This window comes from Anaerobiospirillum sp. NML120511 (assembly GCF_023050955.1).
GTDB lineage: Bacteria > Pseudomonadota > Gammaproteobacteria > Enterobacterales > Succinivibrionaceae > Anaerobiospirillum.
This window is the reverse complement of record NZ_JALKIK010000023.1, coordinates 1-15306: the sequence shown is the minus strand read 5'-3', so window position 1 is coordinate 15306 and position 15306 is coordinate 1. Positions and strand designations below refer to the sequence as shown.

General features: G+C 52.3%; 3 protein-coding genes. All 3 read left to right on the top strand.

The features are described from left to right. Window positions 1-970: 970 nt before the first annotated feature. The 3 genes from MXE39_RS07680 to MXE39_RS07670 all read left to right on the top strand — a co-directional run bounded on the left by MXE39_RS07680 (window position 971) and on the right by MXE39_RS07670 (window position 14514). Window positions 971-5263 (top strand): exodeoxyribonuclease V subunit gamma, encoded by a 4293-nt coding sequence (locus MXE39_RS07680; protein WP_246978802.1) that lies wholly within the window; start codon window positions 971-973, stop codon window positions 5261-5263. 206 nt (window positions 5264-5469) lie between these two features. Then, window positions 5470-10893, top strand: coding sequence for a UvrD-helicase domain-containing protein (locus MXE39_RS07675; protein ID WP_246978801.1), 5424 nt, complete (start codon window positions 5470-5472; stop codon window positions 10891-10893). Window positions 10894-11022: 129 nt separating this feature from the next. After that, window positions 11023-14514: an AAA family ATPase gene (locus MXE39_RS07670; protein WP_247073913.1), complete on the top strand. Its 3492-nt coding sequence runs from the start codon at window positions 11023-11025 to the stop codon at window positions 14512-14514. The last annotated feature ends 792 nt before the right edge of the window (window positions 14515-15306 follow it).

Genomic DNA, 15306 nt, shown 5'->3' with positions numbered 1-15306 from the left:
CGCAGTCACTGCCTGCAGCATCTGGCCTTAAGGCCATGCACCTTTACCTCAGTCTGGCGGTAAGTCAGACATCAATTACTCCACTCCCGCCCGTAATCAATCTTTCTATTACCAGGCCACAGCACTGAAGAATTGTAATCCTGTATGCTTTACAAAGTGCCATTATGAACAGCCCGCAGAGTGGGAAGACAGTAAGCCTCCGCTGCGTGCTTGGAGTTGTGCCTATTATTGCGCCTGGCCTGTACATAAGCATGGAATGCAGCCGTGCATGAAAGCTGATTGTGCCCATATTCTTTTTCAGATGCAGAGCATCGTTCAGTTGCTGGTCATGGCTGAGGCTGCGCCAGCACACCATGGGCATGTCGGTGGCTGCGTCAGCACGGCACCGCATGGGCATGGTATATCGGGCCTCAGGAGGGGCGTGCAGAGGCATGGCAGGGCTTCATCATCTTCGCATCAATGCTGCATGCCTGGGCCTGTGGTTCAGGGTATGGCTGCATCAGCCGCTGCACAGTGCCGGTACACTTTCAATGTCTGCCTGAAGCTATCGTGCGGTTGGGATGGTGTTGTCAGGCCATGATGCCTCCATGGGCTTCGGACTGAACCAGGACTCTGGCCGTTGAAGGCTGGTGGATGCGACCGGCCTGAGTAGCCTGGGTGGATGGCGGGCCAGAGGACATGGGCAGGGTAGCAGACAGCTCACATTGTCACAGCTGGTTTATGGGACGAGGCGGTTTTGCTGATATTATGATGGTCTGGCAGTTTTTTTCTGTATTCCCATGCCCTCATTCTGCCTGCAGGGCGGCTGCAGCCGCCCTGGGCAGCCTGGTCGGCCGCAGAGCCGGCAGGCAGACTGCACCAGGGGGCAGGTGCAGCTGGCTACAGGCCGGCTGTGGAACTTTGCAACCTGCCTGCAGGTCGATATACAGACCGGACCAGATTTATTACTCAGCTGCAAAAAGGAGTATCTGTGAACAACGACAGACAGTCAGTAAAGGGTCTTTCCCTGTACATGTCCAATAACATGGAAACCCTGGCCGATATCTGCGCCATGATCATGTCAGAGTATCCTCTGCGTGACCCTTTTACCCATGAAAAGGCTGTAGTAATGAACCTTGGTATGGGTACCTTCCTTTCCCAGCGTATCGCTGTTCAAAATGATATTTTCTGCCTGTGCGACTATCCACAGGTATGGCAGTTCATCTACGAAACCCACCGCCTGCTCAATCCCGATGCTCCACGTCAGGACCTTTTTGACCGTGAGCATATGACCTGGAATATCTTCTCCCAGATTAAACTGTGGTACTCAAACGAGCCTGCAGTAGATGCCTATGGTGCCCGTCGTGATCAGGTGCTCAGCGCCGGTTCTGCAGCAAGGGATATGCAGAGCAGGTCTGGTGCTGCTGACAGCCGCTCTTCTTATTTGTCATCATCTGATGACCTGGGCTCCGACATGTCCGGGGATGAAGGCCACGATCGTGGTCCTGGCAGCATTTACTACCGTCTGCGCCGCTATCTTGATGATGATGTCTACGGTGACAAGGCCTACAAGCTCTCAGCCAAAATTGCAGATACTCTCGACCAGTATCAGATGTACCGTCCCCGCTGGATCCTTGAGTGGAACCGTATTCCACTGAGTGCTTTTGATGATTACGAAAATGATCCTGATGACATCTCCAATCCTGTAAATCTCTTTATTGAAGAGGAGTGCCGTCGCTTTGTCCGTGAAAAGAGCGGTGTTAATTCAGCCATAAAAAAGGCAAGTGGCAATGCTGACAGTGATGATCTGGACATTGGTCCGCTCGGTCAGAATCTGGTTGATGGCGAGGATGCACTTGCCGATGGTGTTGACAATACCGGTGGCGGGCTGGAGCTGGGCAAGTCAGGTGAGCATGTCAGTGCCGAGCGTGTGGACAGAGTAAGAAATCTCTTTCGCAATAATGTCTGGCAGATAAAGCTGTGGTGTACTTTGCGCTACAACCTCAATCTGCTCTCCAGCGATGACATAGTGCCTAATGATCAGCAGTCGGAAAAGTTCGACTGGCTGCTGCACAATCTCGATCGCTCCCAGATCATGAACAACCTCATCAAAAGACTGCGTGAGACTAAGAGCTTTGATCATGTTGAGGGCATGTATGAGCGTATCTTCGTCTTTGGCGTAAGCTCGCTGCAGCGTGTGGTTATCGAGTTCCTCGATGCCCTGGCTCTGCACTGCTCGGTCAATGTCATGCTGCTCAACCCATGTCGTGAGTACTGGGCTGATATTGCCCCACGTCATCGTAACGATTTTGATAAATACGTACAGATGATTCAGCAGTCTACCCACAGCATTCATGACCACAAGCGCAAGCTCAAGGTCAAAAAGAACTATCTTGAGGTCCCGGCTCTCAATCTGTCCCTGTCCTCTTATGACAATGCCGGTGAACGTGTTGAGGGTCATCCGCTGCTGCTTTCCTATGGCCGTCAGGGCAGAGACAATCTGTATATGTTCTTTGACCGCGACCCTGTGCCTGACAATATCTCCTGTTTCTCCGAGCCTGATGTAAAAGAGGAGTTTGAGTCTCAGTACGCCATTCATAATCATCAGACAGTAGAGGAGGTAAGCGGAGGCAATCTGCTGGCCTTTATCCAGAAGCAGCTTCTGGAGCTTGAGCAGCATCCAAGTCGCTATCTCATTGCCGATGATGATCGATCCTTTTCCGTCCACTCCTGTCATACCCGTCGCCGTGAGGTAGAGGTTCTGCATGATGCTCTGCTCGAGCTGTTCAACAGAGCGGCCATTGAGGGTGAAGAGCTCTATCCGCGTGACATCGTGGTCATGGTGCCGGCTATTAACGAATATGCTCCGCATATTTCGGCTGTCTTTGGTGGCTCCTTCAAAGAGGGCAACAAGGACTATATACCTTTTGTTATTTCCGACCGTACTGAAACTGAGGCCAATCCTGTAGGTCAGGCCCTGCTGCGTCTTCTGGAAATAGGAACTGTGCGTATTACATCGGCTCTGGTGCTCGAGCTGCTTTCAGAGGAGGCTATCTCCCGCCGCTTTGGTCTGGAGCGTGATGATGTCGATGTCATTGCCCGCTGGATTAATGAGAGCAATATCTTCTGGGGCCTTGATGATGAGGATGCCTCAAAGCTCTCCGAGGTCAATATTCCTGGAACCTTTGAGCAGGGCATGGACCGAATGATTCTGGGCTCCATGCTCGGTGACAGCAATGTCATGCCATGTTACAGCGAAATTGAGGGTATGGACGCAGTTACCCTGGGACGCTTCTGGGACTTTATTCAGGCCCTGCGTGAGCTGCGCAGCTACTTTACCCCTGAACTTTCACTGTCTCCTGAGACCTGGTCCAAGGAGCTGCGTGACATGCTGACCAGCCGCTTCTTTGATGACTCTGAAGAGACGGAGAAAGCGCTGACTCCGGTACACAATGTAGTTGAGAGCCTCAAGACTGTATTTGGTCACCTTGATCATCAGCCAAGTATCAATCTTCCTGTATTTGCTGCCACCCTGCGAGAGGGACTGACCTCAGAGCGCAACTTCCGTCCTTTCCTCAGAGAAAAGGTCAATTTCTGCTCTCTGGTTCCTATGCGTGCCGTGCCTTTCAAGCATGTATTCATTCTGGGACTTAACGATCATGACTTCCCACGTGAAGAGCGTGCCCCGGGCTTCAATCTCATCAGCTCCAATGAGCTTTTTGAGCGTGGTGATCGCTCCCGCAGCATCGACGACCGCTTCCTCTTCCTTGAGGCCATACTCTCTGCCCGTAAGAGCCTCTACCTTTCCTATATTGGTCAGAGCCCTGTTGACCGTACCGTACTCAATCCGTCCATTGTGCTCGATGAGCTTCTGTACTACGTATGTGACAGCTGCGCATTAAAGGGCTTTGAGAATGTCACCAAGGGCAGGCGTCAGAGCATGGTGCTCGACCGTATCCTGATCAGAGAGCATCTGAACTCCTACAACCAGGGAAATTACACTGCCCCTTCGTGGTCCGAGCGCAAGCAGGCTAACAGTGATGTTCCAGCCAGATTAAGCGATCTGAAGGTTCCAAGCTTTAACCGTGGCTTCATCATGACTGACGGCATATCAAGACACAGTGCTCCAATGCTGGCAGACGGTATTTTCTTCCCTGAGGCGGCCGACAGCTCCTCAGTGGTGCTGGATCTGCGCACTCTAAGTCAGTTCATCAGAAAGCCGTCTGACTACTTTGTACGCAACCTGCTGCGCATTCGTCTTGATAACAGTAATGATGCCTCAGTAAGAGAAGATGAAAACTTCTCCATGGACAGGTTTGACAGCAATATCATTGTCAATGAGATGCTGCGCCTCAAAGAGGAGGATCGCGAGAACTATCTGCAGAACAAGGCACGTCTTGGCGGCATGCCTTATGGCATTTTCAAGAACAGGCTGCTCACCGAGATTGCTGACAGGAGCACCATTATGACCACAGCTCTCAAGGAGAACTTCAATATCTCCTCCTACAGCGATATTGAGCTGATGCAATGTGGTAACCGTGAGTTCCAGCTGACTCTGCCACGCTCTTTATTTGATGGTGTCTGTCCTTATCCTCTGCTTGATCTGGCGCGCATGCAGGAGTCTTCTCTGGCTGTCAGCCCTGACCCTCAGTCAGGCAGAGCCATGAGGGAAAGCATGCTCAGTGACAATGGTCAGTGGGTCAATTTTGTCATCACTCTGCAGGCTGCAGCCATGAGCCGTCCGGTGCTGGCCGATCCTTTTAAAGGCAAGGCAAGAAGCGCCAGTGCCTCAGGAAAGGCTCAGGTTGAGGCCGTACCGGCATGGCATGACACTGTCTCCTTAACCAGAGATCATAAGGACAATGTCAGCACGGTTATGAAGATGACAGTGGAGGCTGTTGCCCAGTATCTTTATGACAGCGGACTGAGGACCATCAGCATGGTGGACAACAAGGGTAATGTCTTCACTCTGGACAGCTTCAACTCTGATGAAATGGCTGTGACCATCAATATGATGCTTATTGCCTGGCTTGCAGGTCAGGCTGCTCCTTTCCCTTGCATGGCTTCACTCAACAAGAAGTGCGTCTTTCAGGACGGTGTTCCTGTGGTGGTCAACAAAGAGAACTCTTCAGACAACAGCAGCTTTGATTACGATACTGCCAGTACTTATCTCTATGGCGATCTGGACAGCATGTTAAGCAACAGACGCCTCATGCAGCTAAGTCGCTGCTGGCTGGACTACTACCTGACCATACTGGCCCCTAAGTTCAACGCCGGCAGTTAACCGGGCTCACCACCAGGCTCCAGCTCAATGCCATCCTGCAGTCTGGCAGTCCGGGTCGGAGCCCTGGTTTGAGCAAATGCATCTTTATAAGGTTATGGTATGTGCCTTGCCATAACTGTCACCAGAATACGGGCATCATCATATCCGCTGCGCAATGCCTGAGCGGCATCAGCTGGAAGTAGAAAGTATCAGATAAGGATCAAGACATGAGCAGCAGAAAATCAGGACCAGCAACAAAGCCTCTTGATGTCATGAAGTTCAAAATGGCTCAGCCATCGCTCATTGAGGCCAGTGCCGGTACCGGTAAGACCTATACCATTACCAATCTGGTACTCAGAGCCCTTCTTGGTGTGGGTAAGAAAGAGAACAATCTTGATCGTCCGCTGCAGATAGACGAGCTGCTCATCGTAACCTTTACCAATGCAGCCACCTCTGACCTGCGTCAGCGTATTTATGAGCGTATCCGCTTTGCACGTACCTGCATTGAGGAATTCATCAGTTTTGCCATGTCCCATGTCAATGACGCCCTTGCTCTGCGCTCGGACAATATAGTCATGGACAGCGAAAATGTGGCCCGTAAGATAAAGAAAAAGGCCGGTAGCCTCAAAAAAACAGGCAAGGGTACTGGCAAGAGCAGTGGCAGCAGCAAGGAAAGTGGCAAGGGCAGCGGCAAGGGAGGCAGCAGCGGTAAAAACGCCGCTTCAGTAAGAGTAAAGTCCCGCAATGGCGTGGGCCTGGACGGAGACAGCTATGAGTATCTTGACGGGGCGGGCGCTGCTGATGAGAGCAATGTCATTGATGAGGAGCGTCATGCCTTAAGTCAGGCCCGCAATTACTCCGATGAGGAGCTGCAGGATATCCTCATTGAGATCAGGGTAGCTGACGCTCTGGCCAAAATTGATATTCACGATGATGTTATTACCTCAATTATTGAGGATCTGCTTGATCGTAATGACACTCCGCTGCGCCAGGCTGCTCTGATTCTGGTACGTGCTGAGCGTCGTATCAATCAGGCCGCTATCTGTACCATTCACTCTTTCTGTAACAGCACTCTGACTCAGATTTATGCTCTGGAGTCAGGTGAGGCTTTTAATACTGAGCTCAGAACCGATCTTGCCGACCTCGAGCATGAGGCCTGGTATAACGTCTGGCGCCGCCTGTTCTATCGCAATGACAGTTCTGCCGTGCTGCTCAATATGATGGGTACTGCCGAGCCTGAGGGACTGCAGAGTGTTATTCATCAGCTCAATTCAGTACGCCTGTCTTCACCTCATGAGGGCTTTTACGGTTTTGAACTGTCCGGTTTTGATCGCATTATCAAAGGCTGCGGACTGAGCTTTGATCCGGCTTCAGATCTGGAAGAGCAGTTTACTGCTTTCATTCCTGTTCTGGAGAATATGTACCATCAACTCAGTGACGTGGTGACTTCACGAGCCCGCGATTTTGTCAAAAACTTCAGTTTTGCAAAGCTGTGTACCTACTTTGATCCTCAGACCTGTGACTTTGGCCCGGCCTTTAACATCACCAGCAAATTTGCTCTCAGAGGACCGGCCAAACCAATGATTACTGTTCTGGGTGAAGTGCTGTCACTTACCGAGCAGCTCATTGAGTTTGAAAACGGCCGTGAGATTGAAGAGCTCAGAGAGGATGCAGACTGGCGTTTGATGACCTCTGAGATCAACTCGAAAGTTGAGTTCCTGCTCAAGGGCAAGATTAAAAGCGACACCTATGTCTATACAGTGGAAAGCCTGACCAAGAACAAGGCCCAGCCTGAGGAAAGGGCCGTGTTTGAGGAGTTTACCGCTCCTGTTTCGCTTTTCCTTGACGAGGTCAGGGCAGCCGTAGCTCCTTTTGACGTGATGCGCAAAAGCGGCGACATCATGGTGCGCACCCTTACTGCAATATGCATGATTCGCGAGACCGACCGTCTTTGTAAGGAACAGCATGTCATGAGCAATGATGATGTGCTGCGCCGTCTTGATCATGCCCTCAATGGCCGTGGTGCCATGGGTGACCGCCTGGCATGGGCCATACGCTCCCGCTATCCTCTGGCCATGATTGACGAGTTCCAGGATACCGATCCTGTTCAGTTCAATATCTTTACCCGCATCTACCTCAATGAAAAAGCCCTGGAAGAGGGGGCTTACTGCTATCTCATTGGCGATCCTAAGCAGTCGATTTATGCCTTCCGTGGCTCTGACATCAATTCCTATCTTAAGGCCAGGAGCAAGATTGATGAGCTGACCTCAGGCAAAGGTATTTATACCCTGGACACCAATTACCGATCCTCACCTGATGTGGTGGAGTCGAGCAATGCTGTCTTTGATACTGTGCTCAATCACGCCAACATCAATCCTTTTGATGACAGCAATATCCGCTTTACCCCGGTAAACTCAGGTCTTGCCAACAGACTCCATGCCCGCATCAAATCCACGGGCAAGGGCAAGGGCGATGCTCAGCTGCTCGATCGCGACTTCAGCATAGACAACATGCAGCGCTACCTGGTAAGCGCCGCCGCTGCAGACACCAGCAGCGATGCTGCCGCCGCTGCTGACGCTGGCGCTGACGCCGCTGGCGCAGCCGCTGCAGACGCCGCCTCCGAGGGCGGCAGCTCATCTTTCCATTCGGTGCTCAGTGGACTTAAGTTTTCCCAGCCTGCCAATACCTATATTGTTGATTCAGGCAGCGACTTTTCCAGTGCCGCAGCTCTTAGGGGCAACTATGCCCGCTGCGCGGCCATGCTGGTAAAGAAAATTCTTAATGACGGCAAAATAGTCAAAGACGGAGTGTCACGTCCAGTCAGGTCAGGTGACATTGCTGTGCTGGTACGCTCAGTGTCTGAAAATGACATGATCCAGCAGGCCTTTAAAAAGCTCAATATTCAGAGCGTGTATTTCTCTGATCGATCATCAGTGCTCAAAAATGAGGGTGAGCCTACCACTGAGGCCATTGATCTCATGTATCTGATGGAGGCTATGTGTGACTGCACCAGCCGTGAAAAGGTCAGCCGTGTGCTGGGCAGCCAGCTGCTGTCTCTTACCACAGAGCAGTTCAAGGCCAGAGTTTCAGGTGACAGTTTTGAAAAGGAAGTAGCCATACTGCAAAGCTGTGCTCATACCTGGGCAGTCTATGGCTTTATGCCGGCTTTTCTGCAGTGGGCCGATCACAGTGACCATCAGGTCAGTACCCGACTGTTACGTCAGACAGGAGGTGAGCGTCTTTACACCAACTACACCCATGTAGCCGAGATCATTCAGTCTGCTCACAATCACAAGGTGGGTATTCAGTCACAGCTGCACTGGTTCATTACCACCCTGGAGCGTCCGGTAAGCGAGTTTGATTCTGACGACATACGCAAGCGTCTGGAGTCTGAGCAGGACCAGGTAAAGGTCATGACTATCCACAAGTCCAAGGGTCTTGAGTTCCCTGTGGTCATCATGCCTAATCTGTGGATCTGGCAGAGGGAGAGCAGCCGGGACTCCTCTACGGTCAAGTTTTATGACGCTGAGGAGGCCCAGCACATGGTGCTGGACTTTGAGCCGCAAAGAACGGTCAACATTACCCGTAGTCTGCCAGTGGTAGACAGCACTCCTGCAGATACGGGCAAGGTTATGTCCGTGCAGTCAAGGTCAACTCCAAAGGATCTGAGCGAAGATGAAGAGCGTCGTGAAAACACCCGTCTTCTGTATGTGGCCATTACCCGAGCCCGCTATGCAAACTTTATCTTCACAGGTGGTGTAAGCCGTCTGTCCAGCAACATGATTCCGTCATCACTGGCTGCCATGCACGGCAGGACCGATCTTGCCAATGTCATTGACGAGAGCCGTGACAACATGGTCTGTCCTGCTCCGCATGGCAACAGCGCCGATCATCAGCTGCTGTTAAATGCTGCTGCAGCCATGCCTGAGGCCTTTACCATTCTCGATGGCAAAACTCTGGACGATGACTATCAGATCCTCGCTGACAGGCTCAATCCGCTCAGCTCAGCCACCACCGACCCCGCCGCAGCTGACGCCGCTGACAGCGTCGCCTCCGCCGACAGCGTCGCTGTCGCTGCGCCTGCAGCAGATGCTGCTGCAGGCAGTGCCAGCAGCCGTGAGTTCACTGATGAGCAGGAGCTGCTCGATGCTGAGCAGTTTGAGGTGCTCATCAGTAATAAGCAGAGCATTGCCCAGTCATTCCTGATGCGCAATGCCATTGACTCAAGCTTTAACATTGCCTCGTTCTCAAGCATTGTGAAGGGCGTGAAGAGCCCGGCCAATCCAGGTGGTGCTGATGGCAGTGATGAGGACAGAAGCGATCGCGGCAGCAGCGATGATACCGACTCTTCATCACAGGCCCGCATCGCCCAGCAAAATGGCGGCTACGACTTTGATGATCCTCAGTCAATTCTCTCTGAGCAGTACTGTGATGACAGCCCGGCCATAACCGGACCTTGTGTCAGCGTGAATAAGAAGTGCAGCCGTGAGCTGCAAAGCAAGCCTGAACTGTCATGGTCAGCTCTTATGAACAGCAACTGGCACAGCGGCATTTATCACAACTACACAGGCTTCCGTGAGGAGATTGCTCTTGATAAGCCGCTGTATGCCACCTTCCCGCGTGGCAACAATGCCGGCTCATTCATGCATGATGTGCTGGAGCACATTGAGTTTGAAAAGATCAGACAGGAGGGCTTCCAGACTCATCTGAACCTTAATGTGGTTCCTGAAGTGGTTAACAGTTCGCGCTACAGCTCGGTACTGCGCCTGGTGTCTCAGGACAGTAATCTCACTCATAAGCCGCTGTCCGAGTGGTTTAACGATGTGGTCGAGGCCCCAATTGTTCAGGGCAAATACCACACTCTGGCCCTTGCGGATCTTGAGCCTGTCTCCTATGAGCGTGAGATGAGATTCCTCATGTCCAACAGATTTCTGCAGAGCTCAAAATTAGACGTGCTCTGTCGCAGGGTGGCAGCCGATCTGCTGCCTCATGATCTGCAGTACCTCAAAAACGGCCTCAGACTGAGCCCTTCTGAAATCAGAGGTTTTATTACCGGCTCTATTGACCTTGCCTGCCGCTTTGATCTCAATGCCCGTCTGCAGCTGCGTGAGCGTCCTGACCTTTATGCCAGCCTCGACAGTGAGAGCGCTGACAGCATCAGCCGTCAGCTTAAAGCAGCCCGCACTGCCAGACTCAATGGTGTGGCAAATCTCAGTGAGTGCGATCCTGAAATGTTTGCTGATGCCAGCTTTGAGCAGGTTCGCAGACAGTGTGTTTCTGACGAGGGCCGCTGCTGGCGCTACTACGTTATTGACTACAAATCCAACTATCTGGGCGACAGCTATGATGACTACAGCCGTCATAACATGATTTCGGCCGTGTACAAGCATCGCTACGATCTGCAGTTCATGATCTACACCCTGGCTCTGTACCGTCATCTCAAGCGTCGTATGGCCATTCCATTTGATGCCGGCTATGAGCAGCTGCGCGAGTTTTATGACAGCAACGTGGGCAGTGTGCTCTACCTCTTCCTGCGCGGCATGAAAGCCAACTATATGCGTGACGCTCTTTCAAGCGGTGTATTCTCAACCCGTCTTGATTTCAGCGTGGTCTACGAACTCGATCAGATCCTCTCAGGCGCAGAGCACTAACTGCCACAGCCCAGCGCGCCAGCTGGCCCGCCTGCCACGTCGGCAAGGCCCTGCGGCATGGTCGGCCAGTCGGCGGCGCCAGAACCCTTAACAGAATATTTGGATTACCTCAGACGAGCCCAATCTGTCATGACCAGAGATCATCAGGCCCCTCAATCAGCAGCTGAAGGAATGGAAATCATGTCCCCTGAAAACAAAGAAAGTTCAGACAAGGTAACAGGCAGCTCAGCTGCAGCCACCAGGACTGCCCGCACCAGAAAAAGCACTGCCAGTGCCGCATCAGGCAGCCGTACCAGGAGCTCCAGAGCAAAGACCAAAGCAGCCGCTGCAGCAGCTGCTCCTGCACCAGATCCATCCCTGGCATCGTCAGCACCTGAGTTCCCTGCCTCCCAGGCATCTCCGGAATCTCCGGCAGCTGATACGGAACTGATGGCTGGCCGTCAGACCATGCTCTTTGCAGACAGCAATGAAGGTGAGGACGATTTGGATACCATGTTCAGGCGCCGACTGAACGAGGAAGTTTTCCATGCTGCCAGTTCCACCACAGCTCCAGTCACCAGCCCGGGCACAGCCTCCAGCCAGCCGCAGTCCCTTGAGGACATTGATGGCCCGCTTTTTGACGGCATTGACAGGTCAGAGCCTGTATATGGTGACCCTGGCCATGTGTATCATCAGGACGCTCATATGTATCATCAGGACGCTCATATGTATCATGAGGATGTCCCCCAGTATCATGACGATGTCCACGGGTATCCTGAGGATAGCCAAGGGTATCCTGATGAATCATATGAGGCGTACAGCTCTGATTATCAGCCATATGTAGCTTTAAACAGTGCCAGTGACAGAGCAGCTCTCAAGGAGCTGATGACTTTCTACGATCTCAGAAAACATCAGGACCTGGATTTTTCTGCTCAGGATCGTGAAGATGCAGCTCTGACCGCCAGGGAAAAGACCATTGTCAGACGCGCCCTGTCTCGTAACCGTGAGCCTGCCGGTGAGCTGCTGACAGCTGCCAGCGATGCTGCCCGCCGTGATGAGATGCGTATCAATATGGCCCGCTTCTGCTATGCCCCTGAGGAACTCTACGGTGAGCGCAGCTGGTTTGAGCCTTATGAAAGCTCTCCTCTGTCCAGTGAAACCAGCTCCGGTTTTAACGTGTATTTCTCCCAGGCAGACGCCCGTGGCCTTGTTGAGCTGGCCCGCAGCTGTCCTCATATTGAGCGTATGGATGTGGCTTTTGTAGAGTATCTGCAAAGTCATTTCCCTATGGCCTGCAAATATGATCAGCAGTCATTTAATGTGGTGATCTTTGCTCTGTTCTCACAGATGAGCGATGGCCATATCTGTATTAATCTGAACTCAGTTACCAGCATTTATGAGTGCATCAGCCACTGGTGCGATCTGGCAGCTGATCTGGAGCGTCGCAACCAGCCTGCAGAAGAATTAAGACAGTTCATATATCTTGCCCAGTACTATGCTCCATCAGGTACAGAGGCTCTGAAAAAGCTGTTGTCACGCTCGGTGGCAACAGGCAGCGCCCATGAGAATAACTCACCTCTTGTCTTTGATCTGGACCGTTTGTACATACGACGCTACTTTGATTACGAGCGCCAGATAGCCAGTTACATCAAAAATGTCACCCATATCGAATTTGATGAGGCTAAAAAGGAGCGCCTGAGAGAGCTGATTGCCATTCTCTTCCCAAAACAGGAGGATGTTCCGGGCGTCAACTGGCAGATGGTGGCTGCTGCCATGTCTGCTACCTCCCGCTTCTCTGTTATTTCAGGCGGTCCTGGTACCGGTAAGACCACCACAGTGCTGCGCATTATTCTGATGCTTATCTGCATTGATGAGCGCAATCGTAAGATTAAGATGTGCGCCCCTACCGGCAAGGCTGCTGCCCGTATGGGTGAGTCCATTGCCCGTCAGCTCAAGAGCGCGTCCATCCGTAAGACCATAGACCAGCTCGCTGCCCTTACCGGCATGAGCTCAGAGCAGATTTGCTCTTTTATTCCTACTGAAGCTGTAACGGTAAAGCGCCTTATCAAGAGTGTTCCTAACCGTGCCACCCCGGTATTCAATGCCGAGCGTCGCCTGGTATGTGATGTTCTGGTGGTCGATGAAGTTTCCATGCTCGACATGGCTCTGTTCTACCGTCTTATAGCTGCCCTTGAAAACCAGTGTCAGCTAATCATGCTTGGTGACAAGGATCAGCTCTCCTCTGTAGAGGCCGGTGCAGTTCTTGCCGAACTGTGCGCCTGTCTGCGCTACGATCCGGACAGCCGTATCACCAGAGAGAATCTCGACTTTATCTGCTATCTGACAGGCTACAGACCTGAGGAGCTGCTCACTGCCGGTCTTGCAGATCACGTGGCTTTACTGCAGTACAGTTACCGCTCCCGTGATGTACCGCAAATCGGTCAGCTGGCCAGCCTGGTCAACAAGCCCCTTGATCAGGATGAGTCAGCTGCCGACGAGCAGTTCAGAGGTACCATTCTTGATTATCTTGAGGCTGAGGAGAGAAAGCGCGAGAGCCTGGTACAGGGGATTCTTGATCTGGAGGGGGCGGATAAGGAGAGCGATGCTGTTCAGCTGCGCACTCAGGAAGTGCTCGATCTTATTGCTCAGGACAAGCTTCATGCTGTTGATTTTGTACCTCTGCTTTCTCAGGGGGAGAGCGCTGATCCTCTTATGCAGGCTGCTGCAGCTGCTGCCGGCATCAGGACCTCAGCAGGCCTGAGTCACGACCATGCAGCCGAGGAGTTCTGTATTCACTTTGCCCGCAACTGCGTACGTCCAGGCTGCAGCGACAACTATGCTCCTTTCCTTGAGTATCTGCAGAGCCGCAACTTCACGGTCTCTTCAGATCCTGAGGAACTTGAGGGCATTTTCAGACTCATGGATCAGTTCCGTGTGCTGTGCTCCAACCACAGCGGTCACTTTGGTGACATCAGGGTAAACCGCCACATTGAGCATGAGGTTAAGAACACCTATCTGCGCGAGTACGCCATTGGTAATGAAGAGCGCTTCTTCCCGGGACAGATTGTGCTCATCACTAAAAACGATAATGTCCTCAACCTGGTAAATGGCTACGTAGGTTTCTGCGCCTTTCTCAAGGATGACGCCACCACTGCCACTGGCGCAGCCCCGTCGGCCGGCGCCGGTGGCAGTGCACCAGAAGACACTGCCACCGCATCATCAGGTGCAGCTGCCTCCGCACCGTCCACAGCTGCCTCCGCAGCCGCAACCGGCCGGAGCCGTCGCCAGAAGATCAGGCTTGATGATGGCGGCCGACGTCTGAGAGGATTCATTCCAATGGGTATTGTAGAAAGGGATGGTCGCAGCGTGCTCGACGTGAACATCATCAGCCCTATGCTGCTTACCAGCTGCGAGTCCGGTTTTGCCATGTCAGTTCACAAGTCTCAGGGCTCTGAGTATGACCGCGTTTGCATCATGCTCTCAGATCGTCCAAACCGTGTTCTGACCCGTGAACTTGTCTATACAGCCATAACCCGTGCCAAGAAGTCTGTACAGTTGCTCGGTCCAAAGGCCTCTCTGTCCAGCTCTCTGGCGAGATCAGTTGAGCGCGCCAGCGGTCTTGCCCTGCGTCTGCGCAACTGACCTCCATCTTCATACCTTAAACCGGCTCAGCTTCACCGCTGATCTGGCAACCAGTGACCGAAGGCAGCCGCAAGGCTGCCTTCGGTCATTGAGGTCTGCCGGGCTGCTATCAGCAGCCACGAAGTGTAAGAGCCATCTGTGCAGCAGCCCCTACAGCAGAAGAGCCATCTGTGCAGCAGTACCAGCTGCTGAAGAGGCACCTGGGCGACAGCACCAGCCGCTGAAGAGGCACCTGGGCGACAACACCAGCCGCTGAAGAGGCACCTGGGCGACAACACCAGCCGCTGAAGAGGCACGACGCAGCGTTAAGGTATGGGCATGACACCAGAACAGAGGAAAGGTGAGGAAAACAAAACGAAACCAGTTGAGGAGGAAGAACAGGAGGGGCAGATGAGGGGAAAAAAGAGAGGCTGAGAGGATTAAGGGGGCAGAAAATGGTGAAAATGCCATATTTAAACTTTTGATCGTAACGCCCAGGGGAAGAAAAGTTAAGCTGCAAAAGTCGATATAAATCGCATTTTTAGAAGAAAGTTAAAATTTTTTTAAATTTTTTGTGAAAAAAGTGTTGACCCTGTGGTGAAAATCATTAAAATACGTTTCCGCTGTGACGCACTGAGCGAATCAGCTGCAAAAGCCCAGCGCTTTGAAGTTCTTTAAAAATCAGATAAGTACAGACAATCTGTGTGGGTTCTTTAAGTTAAGAACTTTGAGTTTTGCCAACAAACTGGCAACTGGTTACAGTTGCACTTCAAACGAATCATTAAAGTGAAGAGTTTGATCATGGCTCAGATT

What these genes read in the sequence shown, in the direction of transcription:
- MXE39_RS07675 (WP_246978801.1), top strand. Translation starts at nt 5,470, where the DNA reads ATGAGCAGCAGAAAATCAGGACCAGCAACAAAGCCTCTTGATGTCATG.
- MXE39_RS07670 (WP_247073913.1), top strand. Translation starts at nt 11,023, where the DNA reads ATGACCAGAGATCATCAGGCCCCTCAATCAGCAGCTGAAGGAATGGAA.